24 protein-coding genes and 1 pseudogene are annotated in these 26,013 nt (G+C 45.0%); 16 read left to right on the plus strand and 9 right to left on the minus strand.

Annotated features, from left to right (window positions below; translation table 11 throughout):
* Positions 1-5: 5 nt before the first annotated feature.
* Positions 6-1,262 carry a DUF455 family protein gene (locus tag BK127_RS37845; RefSeq protein WP_179097748.1) on the minus strand — a complete coding sequence of 419 codons (1,257 nt, stop codon included), beginning with the start codon at positions 1,260-1,262 and terminating at the stop codon, positions 6-8.
* Positions 1,263-1,467: 205 nt separating this feature from the next.
* On the opposite strand from BK127_RS37845, the gene BK127_RS37850 reads away from it, so the two are divergent.
* Together BK127_RS37850 and BK127_RS37855 are read left to right on the plus strand one after the other, a co-directional pair.
* Entirely contained in the window at positions 1,468-2,385 is a 918-nt protein-coding gene (locus BK127_RS37850; protein WP_076237859.1) for an AraC family transcriptional regulator, read from the plus strand.
* Positions 2,386-2,426: 41 nt separating this feature from the next.
* Positions 2,427-2,708 carry a copper amine oxidase N-terminal domain-containing protein gene (locus tag BK127_RS37855; protein WP_076237860.1) on the plus strand — a complete coding sequence of 94 codons (282 nt, stop codon included), beginning with the start codon at positions 2,427-2,429 and terminating at the stop codon, positions 2,706-2,708.
* Positions 2,709-2,824: 116 nt separating this feature from the next.
* Here the strand turns inward: BK127_RS37855 and BK127_RS37860 are convergent, their stop codons facing one another.
* The 3 genes from BK127_RS37860 to BK127_RS37870 all read right to left on the minus strand — a co-directional run bounded on the left by BK127_RS37860 (position 2,825) and on the right by BK127_RS37870 (position 5,120).
* On the minus strand, positions 2,825-3,676 hold the full coding sequence (locus BK127_RS37860) for an aldo/keto reductase (protein ID WP_076237861.1): 852 nt from the start codon (positions 3,674-3,676) through the stop codon (positions 2,825-2,827).
* Between the two features lie 121 nt (positions 3,677-3,797).
* Positions 3,798-4,181, minus strand: coding sequence for an MFS transporter (locus BK127_RS37865; protein WP_076237862.1), 384 nt, complete (start codon positions 4,179-4,181; stop codon positions 3,798-3,800).
* Between the two features lie 393 nt (positions 4,182-4,574).
* Entirely contained in the window at positions 4,575-5,120 is a 546-nt protein-coding gene (locus tag BK127_RS37870) for a DoxX family protein (RefSeq protein ID WP_076237863.1), read from the minus strand.
* A 560-nt stretch (positions 5,121-5,680) separates the two neighbouring features.
* On the opposite strand from BK127_RS37870, the gene BK127_RS43255 reads away from it, so the two are divergent.
* Positions 5,681-5,851, plus strand: a complete 171-nt coding sequence (locus tag BK127_RS43255; RefSeq protein ID WP_256711621.1) for a hypothetical protein — start codon at positions 5,681-5,683, stop codon at positions 5,849-5,851.
* Positions 5,852-6,827: 976 nt separating this feature from the next.
* Here BK127_RS43255 and BK127_RS37880 read toward each other — a convergent pair.
* The gene (locus BK127_RS37880) at positions 6,828-7,760 is read right to left on the minus strand and encodes a hypothetical protein (RefSeq protein WP_076237865.1); all 933 of its coding nucleotides are present in this window, start codon (positions 7,758-7,760) and stop codon (positions 6,828-6,830) included.
* 542 nt (positions 7,761-8,302) lie between these two features.
* Between BK127_RS37880 and BK127_RS37885 the strand changes: the two genes are divergently transcribed.
* Positions 8,303-8,878 carry a dihydrofolate reductase family protein gene (locus tag BK127_RS37885; RefSeq protein WP_076237866.1) on the plus strand — a complete coding sequence of 192 codons (576 nt, stop codon included), beginning with the start codon at positions 8,303-8,305 and terminating at the stop codon, positions 8,876-8,878.
* A 188-nt stretch (positions 8,879-9,066) separates the two neighbouring features.
* Positions 9,067-9,279 carry a hypothetical protein gene (locus tag BK127_RS37890; protein ID WP_179097749.1) on the plus strand — a complete coding sequence of 71 codons (213 nt, stop codon included), beginning with the start codon at positions 9,067-9,069 and terminating at the stop codon, positions 9,277-9,279.
* A 299-nt stretch (positions 9,280-9,578) separates the two neighbouring features.
* On the opposite strand, the gene BK127_RS37895 is transcribed toward BK127_RS37890, so the two are convergent.
* Positions 9,579-9,992 carry a MerR family transcriptional regulator gene (locus BK127_RS37895; RefSeq protein WP_076237868.1) on the minus strand — a complete coding sequence of 138 codons (414 nt, stop codon included), beginning with the start codon at positions 9,990-9,992 and terminating at the stop codon, positions 9,579-9,581.
* Between the two features lie 97 nt (positions 9,993-10,089).
* Here BK127_RS37895 and BK127_RS37900 point away from each other — a divergent pair, with 97 nt between their 5' ends.
* Complete coding sequence (locus tag BK127_RS37900; RefSeq protein WP_076237869.1) at positions 10,090-10,920, plus strand: SDR family oxidoreductase; 831 nt, start codon at positions 10,090-10,092, stop codon at positions 10,918-10,920.
* 252 nt (positions 10,921-11,172) lie between these two features.
* Here BK127_RS37900 and BK127_RS37905 read toward each other — a convergent pair.
* Positions 11,173-12,301 (minus strand): annotated as a pseudogene (locus tag BK127_RS37905) (IS110 family RNA-guided transposase).
* A gap of 127 nt (positions 12,302-12,428) precedes the next feature.
* Between BK127_RS37905 and BK127_RS37910 the strand changes: the two are divergent.
* Complete coding sequence (locus tag BK127_RS37910; protein WP_179097750.1) at positions 12,429-12,566, plus strand: hypothetical protein; 138 nt, start codon at positions 12,429-12,431, stop codon at positions 12,564-12,566.
* A 37-nt stretch (positions 12,567-12,603) separates the two neighbouring features.
* Here the strand turns inward: BK127_RS37910 and BK127_RS37915 are convergent, their stop codons facing one another.
* Together BK127_RS37915 and BK127_RS37920 are read right to left on the minus strand one after the other, a co-directional pair.
* A complete protein-coding gene (locus tag BK127_RS37915; RefSeq protein WP_076237870.1) occupies positions 12,604-12,795 on the minus strand; it encodes a hypothetical protein in 192 nt (63 codons plus the stop codon).
* Positions 12,786-13,313 (minus strand): hypothetical protein, encoded by a 528-nt coding sequence (locus BK127_RS37920; protein ID WP_144026680.1) that lies wholly within the window; start codon positions 13,311-13,313, stop codon positions 12,786-12,788. Before BK127_RS37920 ends, BK127_RS37915 begins: the two co-directional genes overlap by 10 nt.
* A gap of 103 nt (positions 13,314-13,416) precedes the next feature.
* Here BK127_RS37920 and BK127_RS37925 point away from each other — a divergent pair, with 103 nt between their 5' ends.
* The 9 genes from BK127_RS37925 to BK127_RS37965 all read left to right on the plus strand — a co-directional run.
* Positions 13,417-15,693, plus strand: a complete 2,277-nt coding sequence (locus BK127_RS37925; RefSeq protein WP_076237872.1) for a helix-turn-helix domain-containing protein — start codon at positions 13,417-13,419, stop codon at positions 15,691-15,693.
* 235 nt (positions 15,694-15,928) lie between these two features.
* Positions 15,929-16,849 (plus strand): ABC transporter permease, encoded by a 921-nt coding sequence (locus BK127_RS37930; protein ID WP_076237879.1) that lies wholly within the window; start codon positions 15,929-15,931, stop codon positions 16,847-16,849.
* Between the two features lie 28 nt (positions 16,850-16,877).
* The gene (locus BK127_RS37935) at positions 16,878-17,759 is read left to right on the plus strand and encodes a carbohydrate ABC transporter permease (RefSeq protein ID WP_076237873.1); all 882 of its coding nucleotides are present in this window, start codon (positions 16,878-16,880) and stop codon (positions 17,757-17,759) included.
* A 64-nt stretch (positions 17,760-17,823) separates the two neighbouring features.
* Entirely contained in the window at positions 17,824-19,359 is a 1,536-nt protein-coding gene (locus tag BK127_RS37940) for an extracellular solute-binding protein (protein WP_076237880.1), read from the plus strand.
* A 42-nt stretch (positions 19,360-19,401) separates the two neighbouring features.
* The gene (locus tag BK127_RS37945; RefSeq protein ID WP_076237874.1) at positions 19,402-20,010 is read left to right on the plus strand and encodes an SGNH/GDSL hydrolase family protein; all 609 of its coding nucleotides are present in this window, start codon (positions 19,402-19,404) and stop codon (positions 20,008-20,010) included.
* A gap of 27 nt (positions 20,011-20,037) precedes the next feature.
* Positions 20,038-23,895 carry a carboxypeptidase regulatory-like domain-containing protein gene (locus BK127_RS37950; RefSeq protein ID WP_076237875.1) on the plus strand — a complete coding sequence of 1,286 codons (3,858 nt, stop codon included), beginning with the start codon at positions 20,038-20,040 and terminating at the stop codon, positions 23,893-23,895.
* 521 nt (positions 23,896-24,416) lie between these two features.
* On the plus strand, positions 24,417-25,028 hold the full coding sequence (locus BK127_RS37955; protein WP_076237876.1) for a DUF2239 family protein: 612 nt from the start codon (positions 24,417-24,419) through the stop codon (positions 25,026-25,028).
* 106 nt (positions 25,029-25,134) lie between these two features.
* Entirely contained in the window at positions 25,135-25,524 is a 390-nt protein-coding gene (locus BK127_RS37960; RefSeq protein WP_256711622.1) for a DUF1330 domain-containing protein, read from the plus strand.
* An 18-nt stretch (positions 25,525-25,542) separates the two neighbouring features.
* Positions 25,543-26,013 (plus strand): alpha/beta fold hydrolase (locus BK127_RS37965; protein WP_144026681.1); only part of this gene is annotated, 471 nt, incomplete at its 3' end.

Here is a 26,013-nt window from a genome sequence, read left to right on the forward strand (position 1 = left end):
AATGATTATAGCTTGTCAAAAACTAGATTCTTGAATTCGATTTTGCCGCAGAAGGCAAAGTGCGTAATGCTTCTGCGTTCTTCCTCGCTGAGCTTCCCGAGATCGCTACCTTCTGCGGCTCCAGCAAATCGTCGGTCCATAATGCTACGAACGATTTCGTCTAAGCTTTGTTCATTTTCAAGTCGATGTTTGTAAAGCACGGGCGTCCACTTTTTACCGAACTTTACATGTGTTCGTTCGTCGACGATATCGATCTCGGCAGTCATGCCGGAGATAATATCGGATTTAGCGTAAAAGCTGTCCATTGATTTCTTTTTGCGGCTGAACGAACACGATTCGCCAAACATCGTCAATTCCGCATAGAAATGCTCCAGCTCTTGAATCGCATCTTCGACAAAAGGAATAGGAAACCGCTTGATGTCATAACCCATTTGTTCTAGCCTACGAACACCCATCTGATGGTGGCGACTCTCGTCCCAGATATGGCGGCTAAAATCGACGTAAAATTCAAAGGGCATGTCGTCCAGTCCATAGAAAACATAGCACATTGGATCGACAACCTGAATTTCTGTCATATAGTGCCACATGAATATTTTCAGGTTGTCGCGCACGTCTTCCGGTGGATTTTCGAAGTCTCCCTTTATCAACCAGTCGGGCATCGTTCTTTTTTTTGGTGCGGGTCCATAGGATTCCACATTCGGCTTGGTTGGTTTTGAAACAGTGCCCAAATCTGCACGTCCATCTATGCCGTTCAGGTGCCTGACGTATTCGCGTGCGTATTTGCGCCATCTTGTTACGCTTTCAAGAATGGCAGGTTCTTTCACAGAATTATGGATAAGGCGTTTGGCCCATTCGATCTGATCGCGTTTTTTTGGCAGCAGCTCGGCGATAAGCTCTAATGTCGGTGCGTCAAAGATCGGGTCGAGTGATTCGGTAAGTCGTTCTAATGCGTGGATGATCTCTTTTTTAACCTCAAGATACCAGCCTGCCAGGAACGCGTAGAAGTCGTCCGCTTCTGATACATCCTGTAGAAACTTCTGGATTTGTGGAGTAGGAATATGGATCTTGGCGTTTGCAGCAAGCTCTTCCTTGCGGCCAAGAAGACGATTCGCACAGGTCATATCTATCCACATGTGTCGGCTAAGCTCGGACTTCCATCCAAGTTCCTTCGCTGCGGGAACCCAGCCGGCAATGAGTCGGGCTGAAGCCCAATCCAGAAAAATAAAACGATTCAAAAGTGAGATTTGTTCCGGCACACGCATCCAGTAATCTCCTAGTTTATTGCGTAATTCTTGCGATTCGAATCTCTCGATTTCAAATTGGACAGTCATTTGAACACCATCCCTTCATCGTAAATTTTAGTTTAACTTCACTGTTACCATTGTATAATGAAGGTAGGAAAATAGACTTGGTGGATTTAACGAACGAATTGGCGAATCCGACAGTTTAAGGAGCGATACAGGAGACGTGACAGACTTTTACAAAAACGATAAGTTTTTAGAAAGCAAGGATTTTCTCTTTCATGCCGCTCCTTATCAAATTGAGAGCAACAAGACGATTCCTCCGCACACGCACGAGTTCGTGGAACTCGCCTTCATTACCCAGGGTGAGGGAGAGCATGAATACGAAGGGGAGTTGTTTCCAATATCACAAGGAGACGTTTTCATCATCGAGACGGGGAAGGAACATGCCTACCGCGTTGGAGAGAACCAGCAATTAAAGGTAGTTAATGTATTGTTCGTGCCCTCGCTTTTGATCGGCGAGCTCAAGGCATTGTCGAAAGTGACTTCATTTATTGACTTCTACTACATGGAACCATTCCTGCGGTCTAACATATCATTCCAATGCAAGTTAACATTGAACTTGAAGCAGCAGTTCGAGCTTCGTGAGTTGATGGATCGGCTCATTCATGAATATAAATCCAAAGAAAGCGGCTATCGTTTCCTCATTAAGACCAAATTAATTGAGATTTTCATAACTCTAAGCCGAATATTCGAGAAAAACAAGCAAAAGCCGCTTTCCTCCATCGCAAGCGACAATGAAATGATCGAACGGGTCTGTCAATTCATCGAGTTACGTCACGCCAGTCCGTTGACGCTTGAGCAGGTAAGCTCGATGGCAGGCATGAGCCAAAGTAAATTCACCGCGCTGTTCCGCGGGGTAGTAGGTAAGACATTTTTGGAATATCGTAACGATATTCGCATTCGATTCGCTAAGCGTCTACTGGAGACGACTGATGACAAAATCATTCATGTCGCCAAAGAAATCGGCTTCGATGATCTTAGTCATTTTAACCGACTGTTCAAGCAAATGGTCGGTGTGTCGCCTGGAACATACCGTCGAAAGGCGGTCACGGAACATTCTGTGTGTGATCGGTTAATATAAAGGGAATTCTTTTGGTCAGATGCGATGGCAAGAGGTTAGAAATGGAACTTCCTTCGTGTGAGGAAGTGAAGAAGAACCATGTCCTAGTCTTTGTGAACGGAAAATATTTGCATGTCGAAGACAGTGGGGGAGTGCCATTTATCGAGAACGGATTAACGATGGTTCCGTTACGAGCCATTGCGGATGCATTCGGGTTTGAAGTGGGTTGGGAGCAAAGCCAAGAGAAGATTACGCTGACCCCAAACAGTAAGAGTATCATCATGCATATCGGAAAACCTGATATTTTTCTTCTAATAAATACCTGGATTCTGCAAACGAAATAAGGAGCAGTTTGCCTAAGTGCATCTGCTCCTTACATTTAATTGTTAAATTAACTAATTATCTCCTGTGTTCTTTTGCGGAAACAGAACCTGCCGGTGAACTTTCGAAATAGCGATGGTTAGATATCAAGTTTACGGGTACCAATCCATTTCACCTTTTCAGGATCGCGATGTGAAAAGAATAGGCTCTGTTTCGTATCTAACGTAGTTATCGACTCCATATCCCCTTGGCTTAATTCAAAATCAAAGATATTGAAGTTTTCGATAATTCTTTCTTTACGAACGGACTTTGGAATCACAACGACTTCTCTTTGTGTCAACCAACGTAAAACCACTTGAGAAACGGATTTATTATACTTTTCAGCTAAGGCTACCAATAGCTCATTCTGGAACAGGTTATTTTTCCCTTCAGCAAAAGGCGCCCAGGATTCGATCTGAACATTATTCTCTTTCATGAATTTTGCATTTTGGATTTGTTGGTTGAAAGGATGCGTTTCAACCTGGTTTACGGCAGGAACTACTTCATTATGAATAATCAAATCGATCAGGCGATCCTCGTGGAAGTTACTAATGCCAATTGCACGGACCTTTCCTTCACGATACAATTCCTCCATAGCGCGCCAAGAACCATGCACATCGCCGAATGGCTGATGAATTAAATACAAATCCAAATAATCCAACTGCAATCTTTCCAGTGATTTTTTAAATGCATTTTTTGTGCGCTCATAACCAGCATCCTGAACCCAAAGTTTCGTAGTAATAAATAATTCCTCTCTTGCCACGCCACTCCGTTTGATCGCTCTGCCAACTGCTTCTTCATTTAGATACGAGGCAGCTGTATCAATCAGCCGATAGCCTGCCATAATAGCGTCATAAACGCTTTGTTCACATTCATTTTGATCTGCTATCTGGAATACACCAAAACCGAGTATAGGCATCTCAACACCATTGTTCAAAATTACTTTTTGCATATAAAATCCTCCATTTTTAAAAATTATTTGTAAGTCGATTTAATCTTATCCTTACAACCATAACAGGCTCACTCACTCGCCACGCGTTTCGAGATCGTACGGGTAAGCCCGAAGGGAACGGTCACCACACCACACCACACCACACGACCGCCGCCGCGACCGCGACGGCTCCAATCCAGCAGATCGACAATATCAACGATCTACCCACGGTAACTCCTTCGATACGAGCGGAAGAGATAATGCTTTTGTCGAGCATGCGCATGGTGCCAGTCCGATCCGCCAGAATACTACCAAGTTTGGAGTCGATTAGGCTCGCGATGCCTAATAGGAAAAGAATGATGCTCACCACTCCTCCACTAAGCGACATAACTGAGGTGAGGAATGGGATAATATACGTATTAACCACCGAATAGCCGATAAACACGAAGAATGTCACGCTGAGCGCAGTAGCGATCTCGGATTTTTCAAGAGGTTTACCAAGAGGGATGGATGCTTCGCCTTTCATAGATGGAATAGCCTGACGTACCGACCAAAAAGCTGATAAGGCTCAGCATGTAAATGTTCCAAGTGTTAATCATTGCGATGTATTATCCCCCCCTCTTCACATCCTTATTATGCACCAGATAACAAAGAGACCGTTATCCCATTCGTGCCAATTGTTTGCCTAATCCTCTTACCACCAACAAAATCCGAAGCGGGCTATGTACTTCTGAGCGACTTCTACACGGGTGCCTCCACCTGCTTGAAGCTCTTCTATGATTGCCGAATTCGCTGAATGGGAGCATATCAAAGATCGGCTGCCTTTTCTCACCTAACTGACAGGATGCTATACAAGATTGCGTGCCTTTTACGTCAAAACGCAGCCCCGATGGAGCTGCGTTTTTGAAAGGGATTTAGATTAAGCATGTAAGCGTTTGTGATTCGTACCCGTTCCAGTTGTTAGGTCTGTAGGATTTTTCTTGTGTGTTAACATCTTGCGAAGGAAGGGCATCAGGTAATGGTCAATGCCGAATCTACCGGTGTTCGCACCTGCTATGAACAAGATCCCACCTATAAGAATAAACCAAGGATTCGTGCTTACGGTACCCGCGAACATGAACATGAAGTTCATCATGAGTCCAAAGAATGCTGCCGCGGTAGTCAAAACACCAAGAATCAAACCAAGACCGACTAAGAATTCACCGAGCGGAATCATGAAGTTAATGATTTTAACATTCGGTAGAGCAAAGTGTTGTATGAATGCGGTGAAGGTCGGATAAACAAGCTCATTGGTTGCTTTGTCTATTACTGGTTTAGTGACCGCGTTATTTAAGAAGCCTTCGGCAGTAAATCCGCCTGTTAACTTTTGCCATCCGTGAGTGAGCCATTCATATCCAAAATAAAACCTTACGAATAGCAGGATACCTGCTGCATATTTATTTTCTCTAAGCCATTTTCCTAACATGCTAATCATCTCCTAAAATTAATTGGTGAAAACTTTCACATACTACACTAAAAAATAAGCTATATCTATTTCAACTAAGAACGGGATCGTTTTTGTGTTTTCATGGTATATCTTTCCCTTCGTCTTACAGAATGTTTACTTCCTCTCTACACCTTTAATGTACCACGTCCTAAAGGATTTTTATGTGATTTAAATCACATAGTATAAATTGTTTACCTTTATGCAAGAAGCTAACGAGGAACTCTTCTTTATTGAACCTTCCTGTAGGGCTTAAGAAATGACCTTTGCCAAAAAAGAAGCGCCTCGGTATGATGGGGTTGTCCACGGGTTCGAAACCCAATACCATCAGGGATGCGCTCTTACTATGAAGTTTAAGCAATCTGACGGACAAAATCAACGAATAGAAAGAATTACTACATCTCACTTAGTGGTTGGCATCGACATCGCAAAGGAATTCCATGTTGCACAGGCGACAAATTTTCGAGGCATTGGAAGTAACGGGAGGATAGTTCCAATATGTGGTATATTCTTTAAATGACATTTTCTAAGCGGAGGTGCTTATGAATCCTGCTTTTGACACCTATATCCAATCGCTGGCCGGTCCGGACGTGACCGTTATCTGTGCCGGCGTTAGCAATTCACCGCTGATCCGCATGCTGTGCTCGCCCGGGGCACGCGTCACCGTGCGTGACCGCAATCCGGCACTACCCCGGGAGGAGTGTATCTTGTGAAGTGAACACATACGTCTACGTTTACGTAAGCGTAGATGTATGTGTAAACACGAATGACAAAATAAGATTGTGAACGTGTGAGGATATTCGGAAGACTGCCGCGCGGATCTCGTGCTGCAGATCTTAGGAAGGCCAGCAGGCAAACAGAAAGCGATGGCCAACAGCTGAGTGGCCAAACGTCTGCATCAAACTAGGAGGCCAGGAGCACACCGGTAGTTCCTCCGGAAGAACAGATGTACTGTGCCTTTATCCAGAATATGGTGCCATTTAAGGTAGGAGGGGTAGCAAACATGTCATTATATGTAATCGGGAAAATTGTAAATTTTGAATTTTTTTATCTCCGTGGGCAGCAATCTATCTGCTCTATCGCATTTTAAAAACGTACAAGTCGAAAAAAGAACAGAGTTAGTGTCTTCAACGATATGTGTATTATTAATACATAAATAGAATTAAATGGTGCAGTTGATTTGTCTTACGTTTATTATTAGGGATATGTTAAAAAGACAGCTTAAAGAATCGAGGTAATAAATTATGAATTCTAAGCAACTGATTTTCCGGATTATTTACTTAGTGGTCATTATTACCCTTTTGAGCACAATTGTTTTAGGCAGTCCTCATTTCCTTATTAGAATTGCTGTACTTATTACTACAATTCTTTCATCAATACTGCTAGGAGTTGTTGTTAGAGAATTAATACTAATTAAGAGTAAAACAAACAATAAAATATAGGTTAGAAAGAAAGGCCTTCCATACTCATGTCTATGTAATGTTAAAATCCCCCCAAAATTTCTTTGGGAGGATTTTCGATTTGTAGATTAATACCCAGAGACACCATAGGTTGCACTGTAATTCTCCCAATAGGGAACTGCCTGGAATATCATGGTTCTGGCGTTCTCTAGATTTGCCATAGCAACTCTAGTTTTACCTAACCTCTCAACTGTTGTGAATGAAGTTGAAGTGACGCTCGTTAATAATACTAATCCGTCAGCAGCAAGTGCTGTGACAGCCAACCAGCAGGTCCACCAGCCACACCAACAACAAAAGTAGTAAAACTCACAATTGCAGTAACCCATCCTGCAACTTCCCAACTATTTGGACCAGCCATCCCGGCAACGATTGCATCTTCGTAGTTATTTATATAACTCATGTAACTCGTCATTGAGTTGGAGTTTTTTGTGCTACCAATTGTTGAACCTGTATATTTAATATATTTATGAGCTTGAGCACTCAATGCCTGTACTACAAATGACCCTGATGTTAGATCATAGTTGTAGTAATTATCATATGCTCCTTTCATCAATACGGAGTTGATTCCCATGGTTTGATCGTTTTTTTGTTTTTGTAACTGTAGTTCTTTTACCTTTTCTTTAATCTCAAGTAAATGAGATTCAGTAAAACCGATTGTTTTTACGGGCTTTTCTTTAGGGAGGTTGTTTACTTCATTTTGTATACTTTCTTTAATTTTCTTTTTATCGTTCTCTGATAATGTCGCACTCGAAACAGCTTTTTTACTTTTTAATGTTTTGGGAGCAAGATTTTCAGTAATGTTACTAACTAATTTTTCAGCTTCTCCCGTAACTAAGTTATTATCAATACCTTCATCCTTTATGACTGTCTTTACAAAGTTCCCATTAGTATCATAATAGTCTTTTACCATGGAGACATTTAAAATAATCTTACCTTCTCTAGTATTAAATTTCATAATAGAATCAACGTTCTTATATCCGGTGACAACATAGAGTCCATCTGCATTTTTTTCTGTACTCATCGTTTCAATAGTAAATGATTCTACCGTTTCTTTGGATTGAGGATCAACTATAGATTGGGCAGATACCGGAGCGATAGAGTTAAATAACAACACAGTAGATAGTACAAGTGACGACAATGCAACACTTTTCTTTAATTTCAAAAAAAGAACCTATTATGAAATATAAAGATATAATATCCATATTATGTAAAAATATAAACTAATATTTTCCATTTTATTGTCGAAGTGTATTTGTTTTTGTAAGATTCAGGTGGTTGATGTAACCAAAGGTAAAATCCCTTTGTTGTAACTTTATGGCCAACATTACAAAAAAAAACTACGATGTACAGCCGCTGCCACGCTCCAGGATATCGAGGATATGAAGCAATCCATACGCCGTTGGTGCAGCAAAAGGGATTATTTTCTAGTTGGGGTCCAGCCAAGGGTAACGCCAACATTTTAACAGTTTTATACGCTAAGTATTATTGGACACGTATTCTCTCCATTCCTGACATCATTAGCGGACGTAATAAGCCGATTTTAGACATCACGATGACTGCTAATGATGTTTAGCGGTCATATGTGCGGGATTACGAATGGGCAGTTTAGATTAGCAATCCATAAGAAACAACCCAAGTTGAATTATGCTAAAATGTAGTTAATGTATAATGTAAGTATCACTCATGAACAAAGGAGAACTGAAAATGAGAAAACTCGTTCTATTTCTACATGCATCGCTTGACGGTTTTGTAGAAGGGCCGAACGGTGAAATGGACATTGGCTGGGTTTCCTACGATGCTGATTTGGGGAAACACGCGAAAGAAATTCTGAGTACTGCCGACACTGTCATTTGGGGACGTGGTACTTATCAGATGATGCACAGTTACTGGCCATCTGTGCCTTCGAACCCATCAGCTTCGCAGCATGAACGGAATCATGCCGAGTGGATCGAAAAGACAGCCAAAATCGTTTTTTCCACGACGCTGGAGAAAGTCGACTGGAACAATTCCAGACTGGTGAAAGAAGATGTCGAGGAAGAGATCAAGAACCTCAAACAGCAGCCAGGCAAGGATATGGTCATCCTCGGCAGTCCTAGGTTCGCACACTACCTTATGCAGTTTGATTTAATAGATGAGTATAAAATTACGGTTTCTCCCGTCCTGATCGGCAGCGGGTTGCCGTTATACCAAGGTATCAAGGAGAAGATCAATCTTAAACTTATCGAAAACAAGACATTTGATTCTGGAGCCATAGGCCTCGTTTACCAGACGGTTAGATGACCTTGTCTCCTAAAGTAGATTACGAAGAACGTTAGTTCAATTAAGCGCCAGGACGAAGCTACCAGTGCGATTCGGTAATATCGTAAACCAGCATACTACTTATGACGGATCCGGAAACAATGCGAGACACGCTTCATGAGGTCTTGCGCCTCTGGGATTGGACCGATACTTGGGGCTGGATTTATCCCATGATGGCAATAATGGCGGCAAGGCTGGGGGATGGAAATCTCGCTGTCGACCTTCTCATGATGAAGCATACGAAGGATACCTATCTACCTAATGGACACAACTGCCAGACAGCTAGACTTCCGATTTATCTCCCCGGTAATGGTGGGTTGTTGACTGCAGTTGCCATGATGGCCGGCGGTTGGCTAGGATGCTCTAATATGGACGCACCTTGATTTCCACGATTTCAACAGGATGGTACTTTTGGCTGGTGCGGTGCGAGGGATTTAATATAAGATCTGTACCAAACGGGGTATGAAGGGAGCGACAATAGTATGAGGTCACAAAAATGGCAGCTGGGGACGTTCAATCTGCTTCTCAATATCGCGGTCGTATCGTGATCCTGCAAAATCGTCTTCAGTTCAGCTAAACGAGCAGCCGATGCCTTGAAATATGCGATGGTTATTTTTTGTGAGCTTCGAAAAGCTTTTTGTGACGGAATTTACGTCCAAAGAGCATTATCACGATTATATGGCTAGATGTTAATTCGAAGACGCAATTCCGCCATCATAGCCTCAGCTTGCTGTGGATCTTCATTCAGCAGCTTCCTGTATGTCAGCATCCAATTCAGCGTTACAAGCATATGATCGTATTCGTCCTTCCTGCGCTCGATCTCATTGATCTTCTGAAGAATCCATTCTATTACTTCTTGGTTCGTGCGTGCGTTCGTATCGTGATCCTGCAAAATCGTCTTCAGCTCAGCTAACGAGCAGCCGATGCCTTGAAATTTCTTAATCAGCTTTAACCGTTTAATTGCTTCGTCTGAGTAGTTGCGGTAATTATTCTTCTCTCGCTGAATATGCCTGCTGTCAAGCAAGCCTTCCTTCTCATAAAAACGAATGGTGTGGGGTGTTAAACCCATCAAGTCTCCTAATTCTTGAATTTTCATATGTAATCATACCTCCAAACGCTTGACTTAGAGTTTACTTCATAGTTTAGACTAGAGTCATATCTTCGTCAAATGCTTAAGGAGGCGTAAAACTATTATGCGTATATTCGTTACAGGTGCAGCAGGTTATATTGGTACAGCTGTTGTCCGTGAACTCATCGGTGCGGGCCATCAGGTAGTTGGTCTGACCCGTTCAGAGAGTGGTGCTCAAGTATTAGAAAGCTTGGGAGCTGAGGTGGCTCACGGTGTTTTAGAGGATCTGGATTTTCTGCGCAGCAGTGCAGCCACTTCAGACGGTGTTATTCATCTGGCATTTAACCACGATTTCTCTAATTTCGCCGCATCACTAGCAACTGATCTTCGCGCCATCGAAGCCATGGGAGAGGGGCTTGCGGGCTCCAGTAAACCACTTGTTATCACAGCTCATGCTAATGGCAAAGCATCGGAGGATGCAGCACTTGCATATATAGAACAAGGCGTGAGAGCATCGATCGTCTCGCTTGCACCTTCCGTGCATGGAGAAGGAGATAAAGGCTTCGTGCCGCAATTAATCCGGATCGCCCAGGAAAGAGGCTCTTCGGCTTACATTGGAGACGGCACTAACCGTTGGCCAGCGATTCATCGCTTGGATGCGGCAGTTTTGTTCCGCCTCGCAGTAGAATCTGCGCCTGCAGGCTCACGACTGGATGGCGTGGACGACGAAGGCATTCCGTTCAGCGACATTGCCGGCGTCATAGGTCGTCACGTGGATGTGCCGGTAGTCAGCATCCCGCGTGAAGAGGCACAAGCGATCTTCGGTTTTCTAGGCATGGTCGCGTCGCTTGACTTAGCAAGATCAAGTGAAGTGACGAAGGAGCTGCTCGGCTGGAAGCCTGTCCAACATGGGCTTCTCGCAGACCTGGAGCAAGGACATTATTTTACAAAATAGCGTTAGATAAATGAAGAAGGTCACAAAAATAACCATCGCATCTTCGCGATTCGCAAGGAAATTGGAAGGAAGGAAATGAGAATGAGATAAAGTTCTTGTCATCCGAAAAACGACGCTAAAACCAGCTAACATCTTGTCAACATTTTTCTCTTAAATTAATTCGTCAAAGGTATTATACTGAAAAAAGAACATGCTAAAGAACCTTCCATTAGAGTATTGGAAGGTTTTTCATTTGCATAAGAACTATGGTGTTTAAGCCAAGTCGTGGAAGGGTTCTCGCTTAACTAAAAGTGCATATATCCAGTGAATGAGCTTGTTTATACAAGCAGTCAAGGCAACGCGATAGGGTTTACCTTCTTCACGCTTCTTATCATAGAATTCCTGAGTCTTTTACTACCCGTCTTTTTTAATCCGCATAAGACGGCAAGATAGAGGACATGTTGCAGTTTCTTAGAGCCACGTTTGGTAATCCGATTTGAAGTAGCGGTAAACTTCCCAGAAGAATAAACACTGGGGTCGATTCCCGCAAAAGCAACCAACTTCTTCGCATGATTAAACCGATGGATTTCCCCGATTTCAGACAGAATCGTTGCCGCGATTCTGCCACCAATACCGGGAATCGATTGGATAATCTTATACGCTTCAACTTCTTCAGCAAGAGCATGAATCCGACTTTGAAGGTGGGAAAGATGCTCTTGGTACTGAAGGAGCAAATCAATGAATAACGCCATACTAACCTAGTGGCTTCTGTAGTTTCCTGCTGAAAAGGATTGTTTGTTGCAGCATTTAGAAGGAGTCTGCTTTATCACGGGCCCAACGATCAGAACGACTAGGGCACAGACTAGCGATTCTATGCGCAATAGCAGATTCACCGGCAGTTAACATGGCTTTTGGGGTAGCGATCTCCTTGAGAAGCAGCAAAGAAACCTTTGAATACAGATCACCGAAGATCCCTCTGTAATCCGGAAAGACTTGATCTAGCACAGCTTGGAACTGCAGTTTTACCTGCACATACATTTGAGTAAGTGAGTCGTACTGACAGTTCACATAATTGATAGGCATCCACGGCATCGGTTTTCACCTTGCGTAGAGTAGACTTCTTGGCTTGGTGAGAGATGAGAGGATTTACAACTAAAAATAAAATATGTTGCTCCTCGAGGAACTGTATGACAGCCTGATGGTAATGACCTGTTGATTCTAAGATAACAGTGGGGGATTTTTCGGTCTTGTTCTGAGCATCTACAATGATGTTTAGAAGCTGCTGAAGTCCTTCCCGGTTATGCAGAAAACGAAATATTTTACCGTATGGCTGGCCCTTATCTAAGAAAATTTGGCCATCACTTTTTCCCTTTGAAATATCCAGACCGATGACTGGATTCATAAGCAAACTCCCTTTCTATAGCTTTAATGCCGGTACCCCGTATGCACCTTGAAGTTCCACAGCATCGCTTGTATTTTTGTATAATATGGTTTGTGTTTATATATATACTTTTTTTGGAGGTAACCTAATGAAAGAAATTGCTTTCAGCGATTATTTTTGGCAGGATGAGAAAATAAGATTGCGTGCAATAGAGCCAAAAGATAGGGAGCGGCACTATATTAACCGTTTCGATACTCCTGCACGGCGTCTCTTAGAATGTATTTGACAACGAGTTTTTCCCCGCTGTTATAAACTAGAACCCTTTAAATAAGAGCAACAACCTCCGATCGGGTGGTTGAAGCGCCGGCCGCTAAATCTCCTCGGTTGCCTCCTTGCATAAGTCCTCGTTTCACGACCTCATAGACGATCCGGCTGTTGGTGTAGTCGACATTCGTTACATCTGCTGCCTCGGAGAGATTCGATTTGAGTTTGGCAATATAATCTCTCACCAACATTCATGAATTTCAACTGAACAACTATTTTTTGCCCGATTCTGATTTTTAATTTTCGGCTGAATATATCGATTATACCTTTCAAGAGCGGTGATCAGCTTCGGAACATCTGGTAAAATATCATCGATGCTGCCATTGGATTGTCCGTTGAAATCACGCAAGGAACGGAGCGTCTTCAATTGGTCCGCGGAAAAATTCGGATCTACCTTCGAGGGAATCAATGTTTGAAATCGTTTCAGATTTTCAGCGACAATCTGTTTTTCATATTGGGATTGGGTCGCTCTAAATAATGTTTTGGCTGCATCATCATGTCTAATGGAAGACTGCCAGTCGTACTTGTAGTCGCCCTTATACGATGCGTATTGATTAGCTGCATCCAGAACAGGAGCAAACCACGATTCTCCTTGCTTTGTGATGGTAAAGGGATTTTTAACGCACGCATCGGGCTTTGGGCTGGAATAGGTATCCTTACGGGCATGGCCATTCATCTTATCCCTGGCAAAGAGCCGTATTTCGTTCATTGGCAAGCTGTGCTTAAAAAAGCCGGTATTGATTATAGACGGTAACTCCAAAAATCGTTACGATAAAATTGTCGATTTTATCGGCTTAATGGAGGAACCTGAAATGAAGTTAATCAAATCGAATTACTATCATAAAATGATTCTATTTTCTATTTTTCTCATTACGTTCCCCATTGTCACTGTGGGCGGCTTTTCCTATATTCGTGCCTCACATACGATCCAGGAAAAGGTAAACATGGGTTCTCTACAAATTTTGAAGCAGATGCAGCATAGGGTCGAACAAAGCTTGCGGACCGCCGACAATGCTTTGACACAATTCACTGCGTCTTCTTCCGTCGCGAAATTGCTTACCAATGATGTAAGAGATGTACATCGCAGCAGTAGTATTCAAATGATTGAAGAGCTTCAGGAAGGGCTCAGGCGTATACAAACCTATGATCTGGGCATGAGCGATGTCCAGTTTATTCAGCTTCGTTACCAGTGGAAAATGACGAACAAAGGATATGAACCCTTTTCTTCCAGCGAACCGGACTGGAAGCAGCTTCTTGGGGCAAAACGTGGCTCTTACTGGAATATTGGTGAAAACTCTATTGATCTGGTCAAAACCTTGCCTGTTACAGCTCTTGAACCGCCGGCAGCAGTCATATTGAAGGTTCCTTATGAGGAAATCAGCAAATTTTTGTCCGTGGATGCGGAGTTGGGAAAGCCATTCATTATGGACTCTGCTTATCGGATCATCGCGGATGCCGACTCTTCCCGTATCGGCTTGTCAGTAGCTGCACAGCCCTATATTCAGCAGCTTATGGTAGCAAAGAATGAGCAGGGCATCATTCCCATCGATATGGATGGAAACAGCTACAATTTCATATTCAGCAGGTCGGTCTATAATGGCTGGACCTACGCTTCCTATGTATCAATTGAAGCGATGACCCGGGAATCCCAAGCGATCAAATGGTTTACGCTGCTTGTATGCGTATTGGTTCTGGTCGCGGGTGTTGCTGCTTCGTTATTCGGCACGAGAAAAATGTATATCCCCATACTGCGGCTGTATCAGGAGCTGTTCACGACCTCCTCCGGCCATGCGAGTCTGCTCAAGGGCAAGGACGAGCTTCAACTGATCGGTGAAAAGTTCCGAGCTTATGTCAACACCGAGAAGAAAATGAGCCATGAGCTGCAATATCAGCATAATCAGCTCCAAGATTTCTTTATGCTGAAGCTGTTTTTAGGAGAAGCCGAGCAGCAGGAGATTGAAGATAAGCTTCTGGTCAATGGCGAGACATGGAACAGCTTGCGGGTATTGGTCGTGCAAATTGACACATTGGATGGAACCAGGTATGAGGAGAAGGATAAAGATTTACTCTTGTTTGCTGTCAACAATATAGTCACCGAGCTTGTTCAAGAATCAGACCGGCTGCTGAAGCCGATACTGATGGATCAATCACAGGTCAATTTAATCAGAAGTACCCATCCCACACATGAAGAAGCTGTCCGGTTTATAGACGAATTAGCCAATGAAATTCAGCAGACGGTGAAATATTATTTGCATATCAAGGTGAGCCTTGGCATCAGCCGCCCGTTCAATTATCTGAAAGGAGTTCATCGTGCGTACAAAGAGGCTCTTGAAGCACTTAACTATCGGATAAAGCTCGGTAATGAGGCGATCTTGTACATTGCTGATGTTCAACCCAACGACCGTTCATTGCCTGAATACCCGGAGAAGCTGAAAAACGACTTAATTGATGCCATTAAATTGTCAGATAGAGAACAATCCTACAGGCTGTTGCAGCAGTTTTCGCATGAGGTGTTCAGTGTACAGCTATCGCATAGGGAATACCAAATTATGATGATCGGTCTTCTTACGGATTTGCTCAGGGTATTGCAGGAATCGGGTGGGCTGCTGCAATCCTTGTATGAGGAAGAGAAATCGTTGTTTGACCGGCTGTTTGAGCTTCAGACCTCGAATGAGATTGTGGAATGGTTCTTCCATTCCATTATTGTACCGTCTATCCGGCTTCTGGAGGAACAAAGAAGCAAGCAATATCTCCGAATATCCGAGGAAATGATTAGCATGGTGCACAGCGATTATGACAAAAACCTGACTATAGAAATGTGTGCGTTTCGGATCAATTACCATCCTGATTACATCAGGCATGTATTTCGCAAAGAAGTGGGAATGCCCTTCGGTGAATATCTGGCACAATACCGGCTGCAGATCGCCAAGAAATGGCTTACCGAAACGAACATGAAGATAGCGGAGATTGCCGAGAAGCTTCAATATAACAACTCACAAAATTTCATTCGGTACTTTCGGAAAATGGAAGGAATGACTCCCGGACAATATCGGAACACAACTGACACCGGAGCGGCGGATCTTCACTAGATCCAGCCGTATTTTTTTCTCTAAGAAGCTTATAGCCGCGGAATCGGCCAGCAGCTACAACCGTTATGGATTATTGAACAGCCAGCAAGGATTGTATCCTGCCCAGCTTCGCTTACGTTGCGGAAACAGCCGTCCCGGATTGTAGACGGCACTGTGGTTTCTCTCTTACGATGAAACCGAACACCGACGCTAAGCGGAAATGGAGGATGTATACATGAATGTCAAACGAGTGAAGATGCAGAGGGGCAATTGGAGCCAGCAGCTTCGCCAAATCAAAGTGGACCGTTGGCTGTATCTAATGCTGGTTCCAGGTATTGTATATTTTGTGGTTTTCAAATATTTTCCTATGTGGGGCATATTCCTGGCCTTCCAGGATTACCAGCCCTACCTCGGATTTTGGGGCAGCAAATGGGTAGGGCTGCGGCATTTCGAACGGTTTTTCAGTGATCCCTCATTTTGGATACTGTTTCGCAATACCTTTTACATCGCGTCCTATAATCTGATTTTTTATTTTCCGCTGCCGATTCTTATCGCGCTTATGCTGAATGAGGTAAAGAATGAGCTGTTTAAACGGCTGGCTCAAACCTTCATTTATGTGCCCCATTTTTTCTCGTGGGTCGTTATTTCAGGACTTAGCTACATTCTACTGACTACAGAGGGGGGCATCGTCAATGAATTGATCCAGTATGGAGGCGGGGAGAAAATTAATTTCCTGCTGAATAAAGACTGGTTCCGTACGCTCATTACATCACAGATCATTTGGAAAGAAACCGGCTGGGGAACAATTATTTTCTTGGCAGCGCTCTCTGGTGTAGATCCATCCTTGTACGAAGCTTCACGCATCGACGGAGCCAACCGCTGGCGGCAGCTGGTTCACATTACGCTTCCGGCGATTCGCAGTACGATCATCATTTTGCTGATTCTTCGCTTGGGTAATTTTCTTGAGCTGGGCTTTGAGCAAATTTATTTGATGCTGAATGCGATGAATCGTGAGGTGGGAGAAACGTTCGATACCTACATTTATACAAATGGAATACAACAGGGCTTGTTCAGCTATACGACAGCGGTGGGCTTGTTCAATTCCTCCATCGGCCTTGTATTAATTGTTACGGCTAATGCCATAGCCAAGCGCTTCGGCGAAGAAGGCGTCTACTAGAAGCAAACCTGTAAGGAGGAGGGGCAGCATGGTTCAAGACCGAACGTTCGGCAGCAGGCTTTTTGTAGCCATGAATTATACAATCATTAGCTTATTCGCATTAGTGACGATTATCCCGTTCATTCATGTGACGGCGGCTTCCTTCACGACAGCGGAGGAGCTTCGCCAACATTCTTTTGTATTGTTTCCTACTGTCTTTTCGCTTGATGCCTATACGTATATTTTGACTACCGATACGATTACGCGAAGCATGGGAGCTACCGTCTTCATTACATTGGCCGGCACCCTGGTCAATATCGCCATGACTACGCTTATGGCTTATCCGTTAGCCCGCAGAACCTTGATCGGACGCAACCGGATTATGCTGATGGTTTTGTTTACGATGCTATTTCAGGGAGGGATGATTCCAACCTTTCTTATGGTGAAACAGCTGGGACTGCTTAACTCCTATTGGGCTGTTATTCTTCCGGGTGCAATCAGCGCCTTTAATCTCATTGTGATGAAAAACTTTTTCCAGCAGCTTCCCGATGGTTTGGAGGAGTCGGCGAAAATGGACGGAGCCAATGATTTGATCATCCTGCTCAGAATCGTAATTCCACTATCGATGCCAGCCATCGCGACATTCTCGTTATTTTATGCGGTAGGACATTGGAATTCTTTCCTTACACCCGTGCTGTACTTGAATAATCCCGAGAAATGGCCGATACAGGTACTGCTGCGACAAATCGTTATTTTATCACAGGGCGGCTTTGGCGATGCTGCGGAAATGGGAACGGATTTTGTGCCGCTTCCCGAGCAGACGTTAAAGTCGGCAGTGATCGTATTTTCCAACCTGCCAATATTGCTTGTTTATCCCTTTCTGCAAAAGCATTTTGCCAAAGGTGTACTTCTCGGCTCCGTAAAGGGCTGAGATCGAAATAGGAATGGTAATAACCGAAGTAGGACTTTAATAAGGGGAGATGGTTGTAATGTTGATGAACACGAAATGGAGACCTTTTACATCGGGCGCCTGCCTGTTGGCTGTATCGCTCGGCCTGCTTTCAGCTTGCGGTGAAGCTCCGTCCGTACAAACAGGGGGAGATCCGAAGGCACAGGACTCTCAGGGCCCGAAAACGATATCTGTAATGATGCCCTATTTCTCAACCGAGCCTCCCAAAGCGGATAATCCTGTATTCAAAAAGCTGGAGGAACTGACGAACACCAAGCTTAATATTACTTGGGTGCCGAATGCGGCGTACAAAGATAAGCTGTCGGTCAGTCTCGCGTCCAATGATTTGCCGCAAATTTCGGTAATAACCAATCTGGAAGGCGGCATTTATGCGCCAAGTATTTTAAATGGGGTACGCTCTGGAGCTTTTTGGGAAATCGGTCCGTTGCTTAAGGATTATCCCAACCTCGGGAAGCTGAACAAGGATGTGCTTGAGAATGTTTCACATGACGGTAAAAATTATGCCTTGTTCCGTCCCCGGGTGCTTGCCCGCGGTGGCGTCGTTTTTCGCAAGGACTGGCTGGATGCGCTCGGCTTGCAAGAGCCCAAAACCATCGACGATCTGTATAACGTGATCAAGGCTTTTGCGCTGAACGACCCGGATAAAAACGGGAAAAATGATACTTATGGATTGGTTTCACGTAAAGGTATCGCCGACCTAGATATGCTTTCTGGATTCTTCGGTGCAGGCAATGGCTGGGAGCTGCGGGAGGGCAAGCTGGTTCCGAGCTTTATGACGAAGGAGTATTTGGATGCGTTAAAGTTCTATAACCGCTTGTATAAGGAAAAGTTGATGAATGCCGACTTTGCAGTTTCGGAAGGGAACCAAAGTAAGGCGATATTTGAAAACGGCAGGGCGGGGGTCATTATTTCAACGGCTATTGACGATGTGATCGGCAATGATCGGGAAATTAAAAAGACGAATCCCAAGGGAGCCGCGGATATGGTTTCACGGATTCAGGGGCCCAAAGGTGAAAGAATACTGGCCTCCGCAGGATATAACGGGATCTTCATGTTCCCCAAAAGCTCTGTAAAGACCGAAGCCGAGATGAGAGCCATTCTTGCTTTCTTCGACCAGATGTTTAAGCCTGAAATCGCCAACCTCCTGAATTGGGGAATTGAGGGCAAGCACTACCATCTGGAGAACGGCAAAGCCGTCAGTACGGAAGCGGAACAAAAGCTGAAGGTTGACGACCTGCTGCCGATTCCACAGCTCAGCATCGTTATGGATACGGATGCCCCTCTCGAAGGTGAGAATACACCGCTTGAACAGAAGCTGAAAAAAATGTTTAAGGACAACGTATCGATTGCCGTCCAAAATCCGGCTTCGTCGCTGCTCTCTCCGACACTTTCTGAAAAGAGCGGTGAATTGGACAAGATCCGCAACGACGCGAAGGTAAAATATATTCTTGGCGAGATTGATGATAACGGCTGGAACAATGAGATCGAGAAGTGGAAGAAATCCGGAGGCGATAAAGGAATAGAAGAAATCAACGCGGAGTATGCGAAGCGGAAAAAATAGGGCCGGCATAAACGTCATGTATCGAAATGGAGAGGGCTATTTATGAAACCCACAGTATTTGTTGTAGGAGACAGCATCTCCGTGCACTATGGTCCGTTTCTGAAACGAATGACCAGCTCCAGATTTGAATATACAACGAGAGGTTATGTGGAAGAGGCTCTTAAAGATCTGGATGTCCCGGTTGGAGCCAATTCCGGTGACAGCAGAGCGGTTTTGGATTTTTTTAAAAACGAATATATCAGAAATTCAACCTATGACACGCTTCTGGTAAACTGCGGTCTCCACGATATTAAGATAAACAATGGTGGTGCTGGTCTACAGATCAACGAGCTTGAGTATGCAGATAACCTGCAAGCTATCGCTGATCTTTCCAGCAAGATGGCACAACAGGTCTTCTGGATAAGTACGACTCCTGTCGTGGATGCTATTCATAATAACCGAAATGTAGGCTTTAGGCGTTACCGTGAGGATGCCCTTCGTTACAACCGAATTGCTGAACATGTAGCAGCGGGAGCCCATGTGCCCATCATTGATCTTTATACCTTTACAGCAAGTTTGGGCGATGACATCTACTGTGATCATGTTCATTTCAGGGAAGACATCAGGGCATTGCAGGCTGCATTTATATCAGGCTACCTGTTTAGTACGTAACATGATTTTATAAGGGAGGACGTTACTTTGAGAAAAAAAGAGATATCCTTATTCCTGGTCGTATTGATGCTGTCATCCCTATTTATCGGCTTTCCCCAAATTGGCTATACAGCCATTCCTACTGGAAGCAATGTAAGCGCCATCTCGGCAGATGCAGTGTATTCCGAAGCCAGCGCTGAGATCATACAGTATCCTGTACTGCCGGGAGCCAATTCAAGCACTTCCTACACGATGAAGGTGAATGGACAAAACGTGTTTGTTGAACAATTCGGGGATGTCAGCTATGCCCGCTTCTCCTATTCGGGTACGGTTCAGGTGGATGTGTATGCCAATGAGACTATTGAATCGTTTGGCATTAGTCCGCTCAATTACCAGATTGAAGGTATCAAGGATGGAAGTAAGCTAACCTTCAGCATCTCGGAGCCAAGGACTTTAATCATAACGATTAACAATCTCGAGAAGCTGCTCCTCTTTGCTGACGGTCTGGAAGCAGATGCGCCTGTCATCGGTGCTCCTGGCGTCGTCAATCTGGCAAGCTATCTGCCGGCAGGCCGCGATCCGGATGCGGCGATAACCGAGCTGTTCCAGCAGGCGATTGACGATACTTCTGTACTGGGTAGCGGTGCTGGCGGGATCTTGTTTGTTCCTGACGGGAAGTACATGACGGCTCAGCTGAGGTTAAAAAGCAATGTGCATCTATATTTGCAAAGCGGAGCATGGATACGGGCTGTGCCGGAATTTAACAGCACGAATTATCCGCCGCAAAATAACGGCGATTCCTCCTTTATTTTCATAGGCAGCGCCCAGCATGTAAAAATTACGGGAAGAGGCATCATTGACGGTAACGGGATGGCCGTTCGCACGCTTAATCCCAATGCGAACATTAAGCTGCTGAGGACGGCCGATGCAACGGATTTGTTGATCCGGGACGTTTACTTCAGAGATTCCGCCAGATGGTCGATTCATCTGCTGTACGCAAGCGACGTCACATTGAAAAATTTTAAGCTGATCAATGATCTTCGGGGAGGTCCTGATCCTGTCGACCCCGAATTGCTGCGCCCGACGGTAACCAATACCGATGGAGTGGACATTGACGCCTCGCAGAATGTAACGGTTGAAGGCGGCTTTATTTACACGGGTGACGACGCGATTTCGCCTAAAGTAAGCAATTATATGAATTTAAAAAGACCTGCTTTCGATATGCATATTAAAAATAATGTATTATGGTCGTTAAAAGTTGCGATGAGAGTGGGCGATGAAACGCTGGATGATATTTATAACGTTCATTTTGAAAATAATGAGGTCATTCGCGCAGACCGTTTTCTAACTATTTGGGCGGGAGATGCAGTCCGTCTTCATGATATTAATGTGATTAATAATCGCGCAGAGTTTATCGGCGGCAATTACAATGAACGGTATTTTCAATTTGTAATCCAGAAGAAGCGCACGGCTATAAATCCAGGCTGGATAGATCGTGTTCTTGTCAAGGATTTCACCGGCTTGAACAGGGCTGAGCAGCCTTCCAGCATCGAAGGTTTTGATGCCTGGCATCTCATTACGAACGTAACCTTCGAGAATGTCAAGATCGCTGGAACAACGGCGGCAAACAAAGCGGATGTGCCGTTGCGGTTCGTCAACCGCTACTACAACAATGTGTCGTTTCTACCATCAGGGACCGCTTATTCCGGCTCTCCGCTGACGCCGTACCCTTATCCTGATCCTTCGTTGGTTACTACTGTGGAAGCGGAAGACATGGAGCTTGTTAATTATACTGTGGAAGACCAGCCCGTAGCATCCGGCGGGAAAGTAATCAAGGTGACCGGAACAGGCACGGCGGATAAGCTTTTTGATAAAAATACCGGCATCTATGACGTCATCGTCCATTATTTTGACGAGAACGACGGAAATGCTGCCTACAAGCTGCTGGTCAACGGATCACAGGTCGATGCGTGGACAGCGAATCAGGACTTCGGCTCCGCTTCGGTCTCCGATAACTCGCGAACTTCCAGACTGATTTCAGGGGTACATCTGAAGCCATGGGATGAGGTCAGGATCGAGGGTACCTCCGAGGGATCGGAAGCAGCCCGAATGGATAAAATCGAATTTACATTCAAAGCCGAACCGGACTTGTCCGCCACTGGCGGAATAGCGGGTACGGTAACAGATGATCAGGGAAGCCCAGTGCAGGGAGCGTTGGTTCAGGCAATGGTTGCCAGGGACGTGTACAGGACATTCACCGATTCCTCAGGTGCTTATCATCTTCAGCATATACCCGCGGGCACCCATACTATTAAGACAGTTAAAAGCGGATATAGCGAGAGGACGGCATCAGGAGTCCACGTTACTGTGGGATTGACCACTTACAGCGTCAATTTTTCGCTGCCCGTTGTTTCAACGGTTCCTTATTTGGCAGCTGTTCAGGTATCCGGTTCAATTCCGGCTCTGGCTTCAGGCCAAAGCGGGTACGAATTAAACAAGCTCATCGTCACCGCAACTGACCAATTCGGCCACGCATATCCGGTTACGGGTTTGCCACAGTCATGGAAGATCCAATCAGGAGGTGTATATGCAGCTGTTTACGGAAGTGTATTGCAGCCTCTGGGCGCGGGAACGGGTACAGTCACATCCACGATAAACGGTGTGCAAAGCAATACGGTTAGTTTCGCTGTCTATCCATGGGAGGGAGGCTCTCCACGGATATTGCAGGTGGATCGAAGAGGACTAACAGCCGGCGCTTATTTATCAATTGCTGCTGCTGTAAACAGCTCACCGGCGCTTAAACCGGGGGATCGTATTAGTTTGGTACCAGGCAGTGGCCCGTACCGTGAGACTGTTTCCATTCATGCATCCGGCACTCCCGGGCACCCGATTATTTTCGAGGGCAATGGTGAATTGATCACCGGCTTTAACACCTTCCAGTTTACTCAGGAGGCGGGCGGTCAATGGACGTATACCTTGCCAAGTCCTATTGAGAACACAACCACGGGCGGGAGCTCCAATACGTTCAGGCATCTGGTGGCCTACAATGGTCAACGTCTGATGCTCGACCAACCGTCGGGCCAAAATGCAGGTAAGTTTACAAGCGATTATGCTGCATTGTCTCCGGATGGGAAGAAGCTGATCTTGAACATGAGTAAGGCTTCACCAACGGCGGGATGGGAAATTGCTTCCCGGCAAAATGGTGTAAACGTGTCCAATCCGTATGCTTATCAAACTTATCGCAATCTGCGCGTTTCGGGAGCGCAGAATGACGGTTTTAACGTCCATGGAACCGGGGGCGGACTGGTATTCGAGAACATCGAAGCCTTCCATAATTTTGACGAAGGTTATTCCTCTCACGACAGTACACAATCTTCAATTGACGGCGGTATTTTCTGGGGGAACGATAACGGAATTTATAACCAAACCAATACAGCTCTTCATTTTACTGCAAACAACGTCCAGGTTCACAGCAATATTGGAGCGGGATTGACGGCACAAGCGGGAAATAATTTCTTGAACAATGTCCGTTCATGGGACAATGGAATCAGCAATTTGCGGCTGGGCGGGTCTGTTGCGACTGTCAATGTTGTGACCTACGAGAGTCGTTGGAATCAACGGCCGTGGGTAGGATTTCAAGAATTACAGAACTATAGCCTGGGTGTTCAACTGCAGCCATATTCCTACTCAGTGCGTACGCCCATTACCTATACAGGCATGGCTCCAACCGTATTTCCTGCCAGCCAACTGCCTCCTATGAAGGTGCCGTTCGATGACTGGCGGTATATCTATTTCACAGCTGCCCAATTGGCTGATCCGGGAATAAGCGGGCCAACGGCTGATCCCGACAATGATGGTCTCACCAATCTTACGGAATATGAAACAGGTCAAGACCCGAACCATTAACAGAGTAAACGTAAAAAGCATCTGATCCGCTCAGGTGCTTTTTGCAGTTGCACGTTCAAATTATTTATTTATCTGAAAAGACCCAGGAAAGAGTTCACCACGTATATTGCTATATTGCAAATGGAAACACATAGTAGAGGGTGATGTAGCCACGACTTAATAAAATGGGATGATAAAAACATTGACGAAAAATAGGAAAGATGAATGAGTTTTGGAGGAAAAAAGGAGCTGTAAAATTATATAAGACTACGTTCATTAACGGATTACGATAACTCAATGAACACTAAGAAACGGCGCCGACATGATAGCTGCCGTTTCTCACCTAACGGGCAGTTTTGCGACAAAACACAGTATGTACAACATAAAGCAAACACTAGCCCTCAACAGCGCGGTCCTCTTAGGCCGCGTCTTTTGCATTTATTTCCTCCATAACGAACGACAAAATAAATTATACCCGGGTAATATTGATTTTTTATTTTTACCCGGGTATAATTGGAGAGGCAATCAGAGAGGAGGTCAGCATGAGTAATACCCTAACGCACTTTTACTGCACGGCATTTTTGGGTGTGGGAGTCGTCGCCAGTGGATCGTTACAGCACGTTGTTACTACAGTGAAGGATGCTCTAGATGACAGAGACCTCACACAGCTGCTTATATTTGACGATTCCACAGGGAAGCCAATAGATGTTGATTTTCGTGGGAAGACAGATGATGTGCTCAAACGATTAGGAGAACAGTTTGGTGACCTACCCGGTACGGAAGTGAATCACCAGCCTATACGGCGGGTCGGTCGACCCAAGCTGGGGGTTGTATCCGGTGAGGTTACGTTATTGCCACGGCATTGGGAATGGCTCAAGAGTCAACCTGGAGGGGCGTCGGTAACATTACGAAAACTCATTGATGAGGCTCGCCGTGCTGGAGAAAAACAGAGCAATATCCGAGAGTCACAAGAAGCAACATATAACTTCATGACAGCTATGGCCGGGAACTTCCATCAATACGAAGAAGCTCTGCGGGCACTGTATGCTGGTGATTTGGATCGTTTTTACCACTTCATCGATGACTGGGCACCTGATATCAGAAACCATGTCAAAAAATTAGCCGCTAATGCATTCCCTGAAGGAAACTTATAAATGAGAGCATGCGGAGGCGTAAAAAATTAAAAAAGGAACTACGAAAGGAGCCGCTATGACAGAGTTTGAATCTATTCGTTACATCGAACCATCGCAGCGCGCTGGCATGAGGTTTATGCAACGAGGCATTGAGGGCAGCATCGTCATGTTGAACCTGCTGCGTTTTCGTGATGTTGCCGATTACACAGCCAATCCTAAACTAACACCGGAGGCCCCAATCAGCGGTGCCGAAGCTTTCAACCGCTACATTGAGCACACACTCCCATTTCTCCGTGAAAGCGGAGGTGAAGTGCTGTTTCTTGGCGATGGCGGAGAGTTTCTTATCGGACCCGAAGACGAAAGATGGGATCTTGTTATGCTGATCCGCCAGAGCAGCGCGCAGTCGTTTCTTGCTTATTCAAGTCATCAAGACTACCTGGCCGGTATCGGGCATCGGACTGCAGCGATCGAAGATTCACGCCTTCTGCCTATGACAGAATTTCCGATATCGAATTAATTGGAGGAGAAGATGATCATGAACATCCTGAAAGTAAACGGCATCGATTTGGCCTATGACAGTTTCGGTAACGAAAATGACGAGGCTATTATCCTAATCGCCGGGCTTGGAACCCAGATGATCCGATGGACGGTTTCGTTTTGTCGGATATTAGCAGCGCGGGGCTTTCGCGTGATTCGCTTTGACAATCGCGACGTAGGTTGCTCGACGCACTTTAGTCATTATCAGACGCTGGATTTTGACGCACTGGCGACTGCTCTCATGTCGGGACAGCGACCGGACATCCCTTACACTCTCGATGACATGTCCAACGACGTTATCGGACTGCTCGACGCCCTTTCAATTGACCGGGCACATTTCGTTGGCAGGTCGATGGGCGGAATGATCGCCCAGATTGCAGCCAGTGAGTACCCTGAACGGGTTTTATCACTCACTTCCATTATGTCCAGTTCCGGTAATCCCGCCCTTCCGCAATCTTCCCCGGAAGTC

The organism is Paenibacillus sp. FSL H7-0331 (assembly GCF_001956045.1).

Coding starts and splice junctions, on each gene's coding strand:
- BK127_RS43255 (WP_256711621.1), top strand. CDS start 5,681: ATGAATCCTGCTTTTGACACCTATATCCAATCGCTGGCCGGTCCGGAC.
- BK127_RS37930 (WP_076237879.1), top strand. CDS start 15,929: ATGCAGAGGGGCAATTGGAGCCAGCAGCTTCGCCAAATCAAAGTGGAC.
- BK127_RS37885 (WP_076237866.1), top strand. CDS start 8,303: ATGAGAAAACTCGTTCTATTTCTACATGCATCGCTTGACGGTTTTGTA.
- BK127_RS37890 (WP_179097749.1), top strand. CDS start 9,067: ATGATGGCAATAATGGCGGCAAGGCTGGGGGATGGAAATCTCGCTGTC.
- BK127_RS37860 (WP_076237861.1), bottom strand. CDS start 3,676: ATGCAAAAAGTAATTTTGAACAATGGTGTTGAGATGCCTATACTCGGT.
- BK127_RS37865 (WP_076237862.1), bottom strand. CDS start 4,181: ATGAAAGGCGAAGCATCCATCCCTCTTGGTAAACCTCTTGAAAAATCC.
- BK127_RS37945 (WP_076237874.1), top strand. CDS start 19,402: ATGAAACCCACAGTATTTGTTGTAGGAGACAGCATCTCCGTGCACTAT.
- BK127_RS37955 (WP_076237876.1), top strand. CDS start 24,417: ATGAGTAATACCCTAACGCACTTTTACTGCACGGCATTTTTGGGTGTG.
- BK127_RS37925 (WP_076237872.1), top strand. CDS start 13,417: ATGAAGTTAATCAAATCGAATTACTATCATAAAATGATTCTATTTTCT.
- BK127_RS37935 (WP_076237873.1), top strand. CDS start 16,878: ATGGTTCAAGACCGAACGTTCGGCAGCAGGCTTTTTGTAGCCATGAAT.
- BK127_RS37900 (WP_076237869.1), top strand. CDS start 10,090: ATGCGTATATTCGTTACAGGTGCAGCAGGTTATATTGGTACAGCTGTT.
- BK127_RS37895 (WP_076237868.1), bottom strand. CDS start 9,992: ATGAAAATTCAAGAATTAGGAGACTTGATGGGTTTAACACCCCACACC.
- BK127_RS37940 (WP_076237880.1), top strand. CDS start 17,824: ATGAACACGAAATGGAGACCTTTTACATCGGGCGCCTGCCTGTTGGCT.
- BK127_RS37870 (WP_076237863.1), bottom strand. CDS start 5,120: ATGTTAGGAAAATGGCTTAGAGAAAATAAATATGCAGCAGGTATCCTG.
- BK127_RS37845 (WP_179097748.1), bottom strand. CDS start 1,262: ATGCGTGTGCCGGAACAAATCTCACTTTTGAATCGTTTTATTTTTCTG.
- BK127_RS37920 (WP_144026680.1), bottom strand. CDS start 13,313: ATGAACGAAATACGGCTCTTTGCCAGGGATAAGATGAATGGCCATGCC.
- BK127_RS37855 (WP_076237860.1), top strand. CDS start 2,427: ATGGAACTTCCTTCGTGTGAGGAAGTGAAGAAGAACCATGTCCTAGTC.
- BK127_RS37915 (WP_076237870.1), bottom strand. CDS start 12,795: ATGTTGGTGAGAGATTATATTGCCAAACTCAAATCGAATCTCTCCGAG.
- BK127_RS37960 (WP_256711622.1), top strand. CDS start 25,135: ATGAGGTTTATGCAACGAGGCATTGAGGGCAGCATCGTCATGTTGAAC.
- BK127_RS37910 (WP_179097750.1), top strand. CDS start 12,429: ATGAAAGAAATTGCTTTCAGCGATTATTTTTGGCAGGATGAGAAAATA.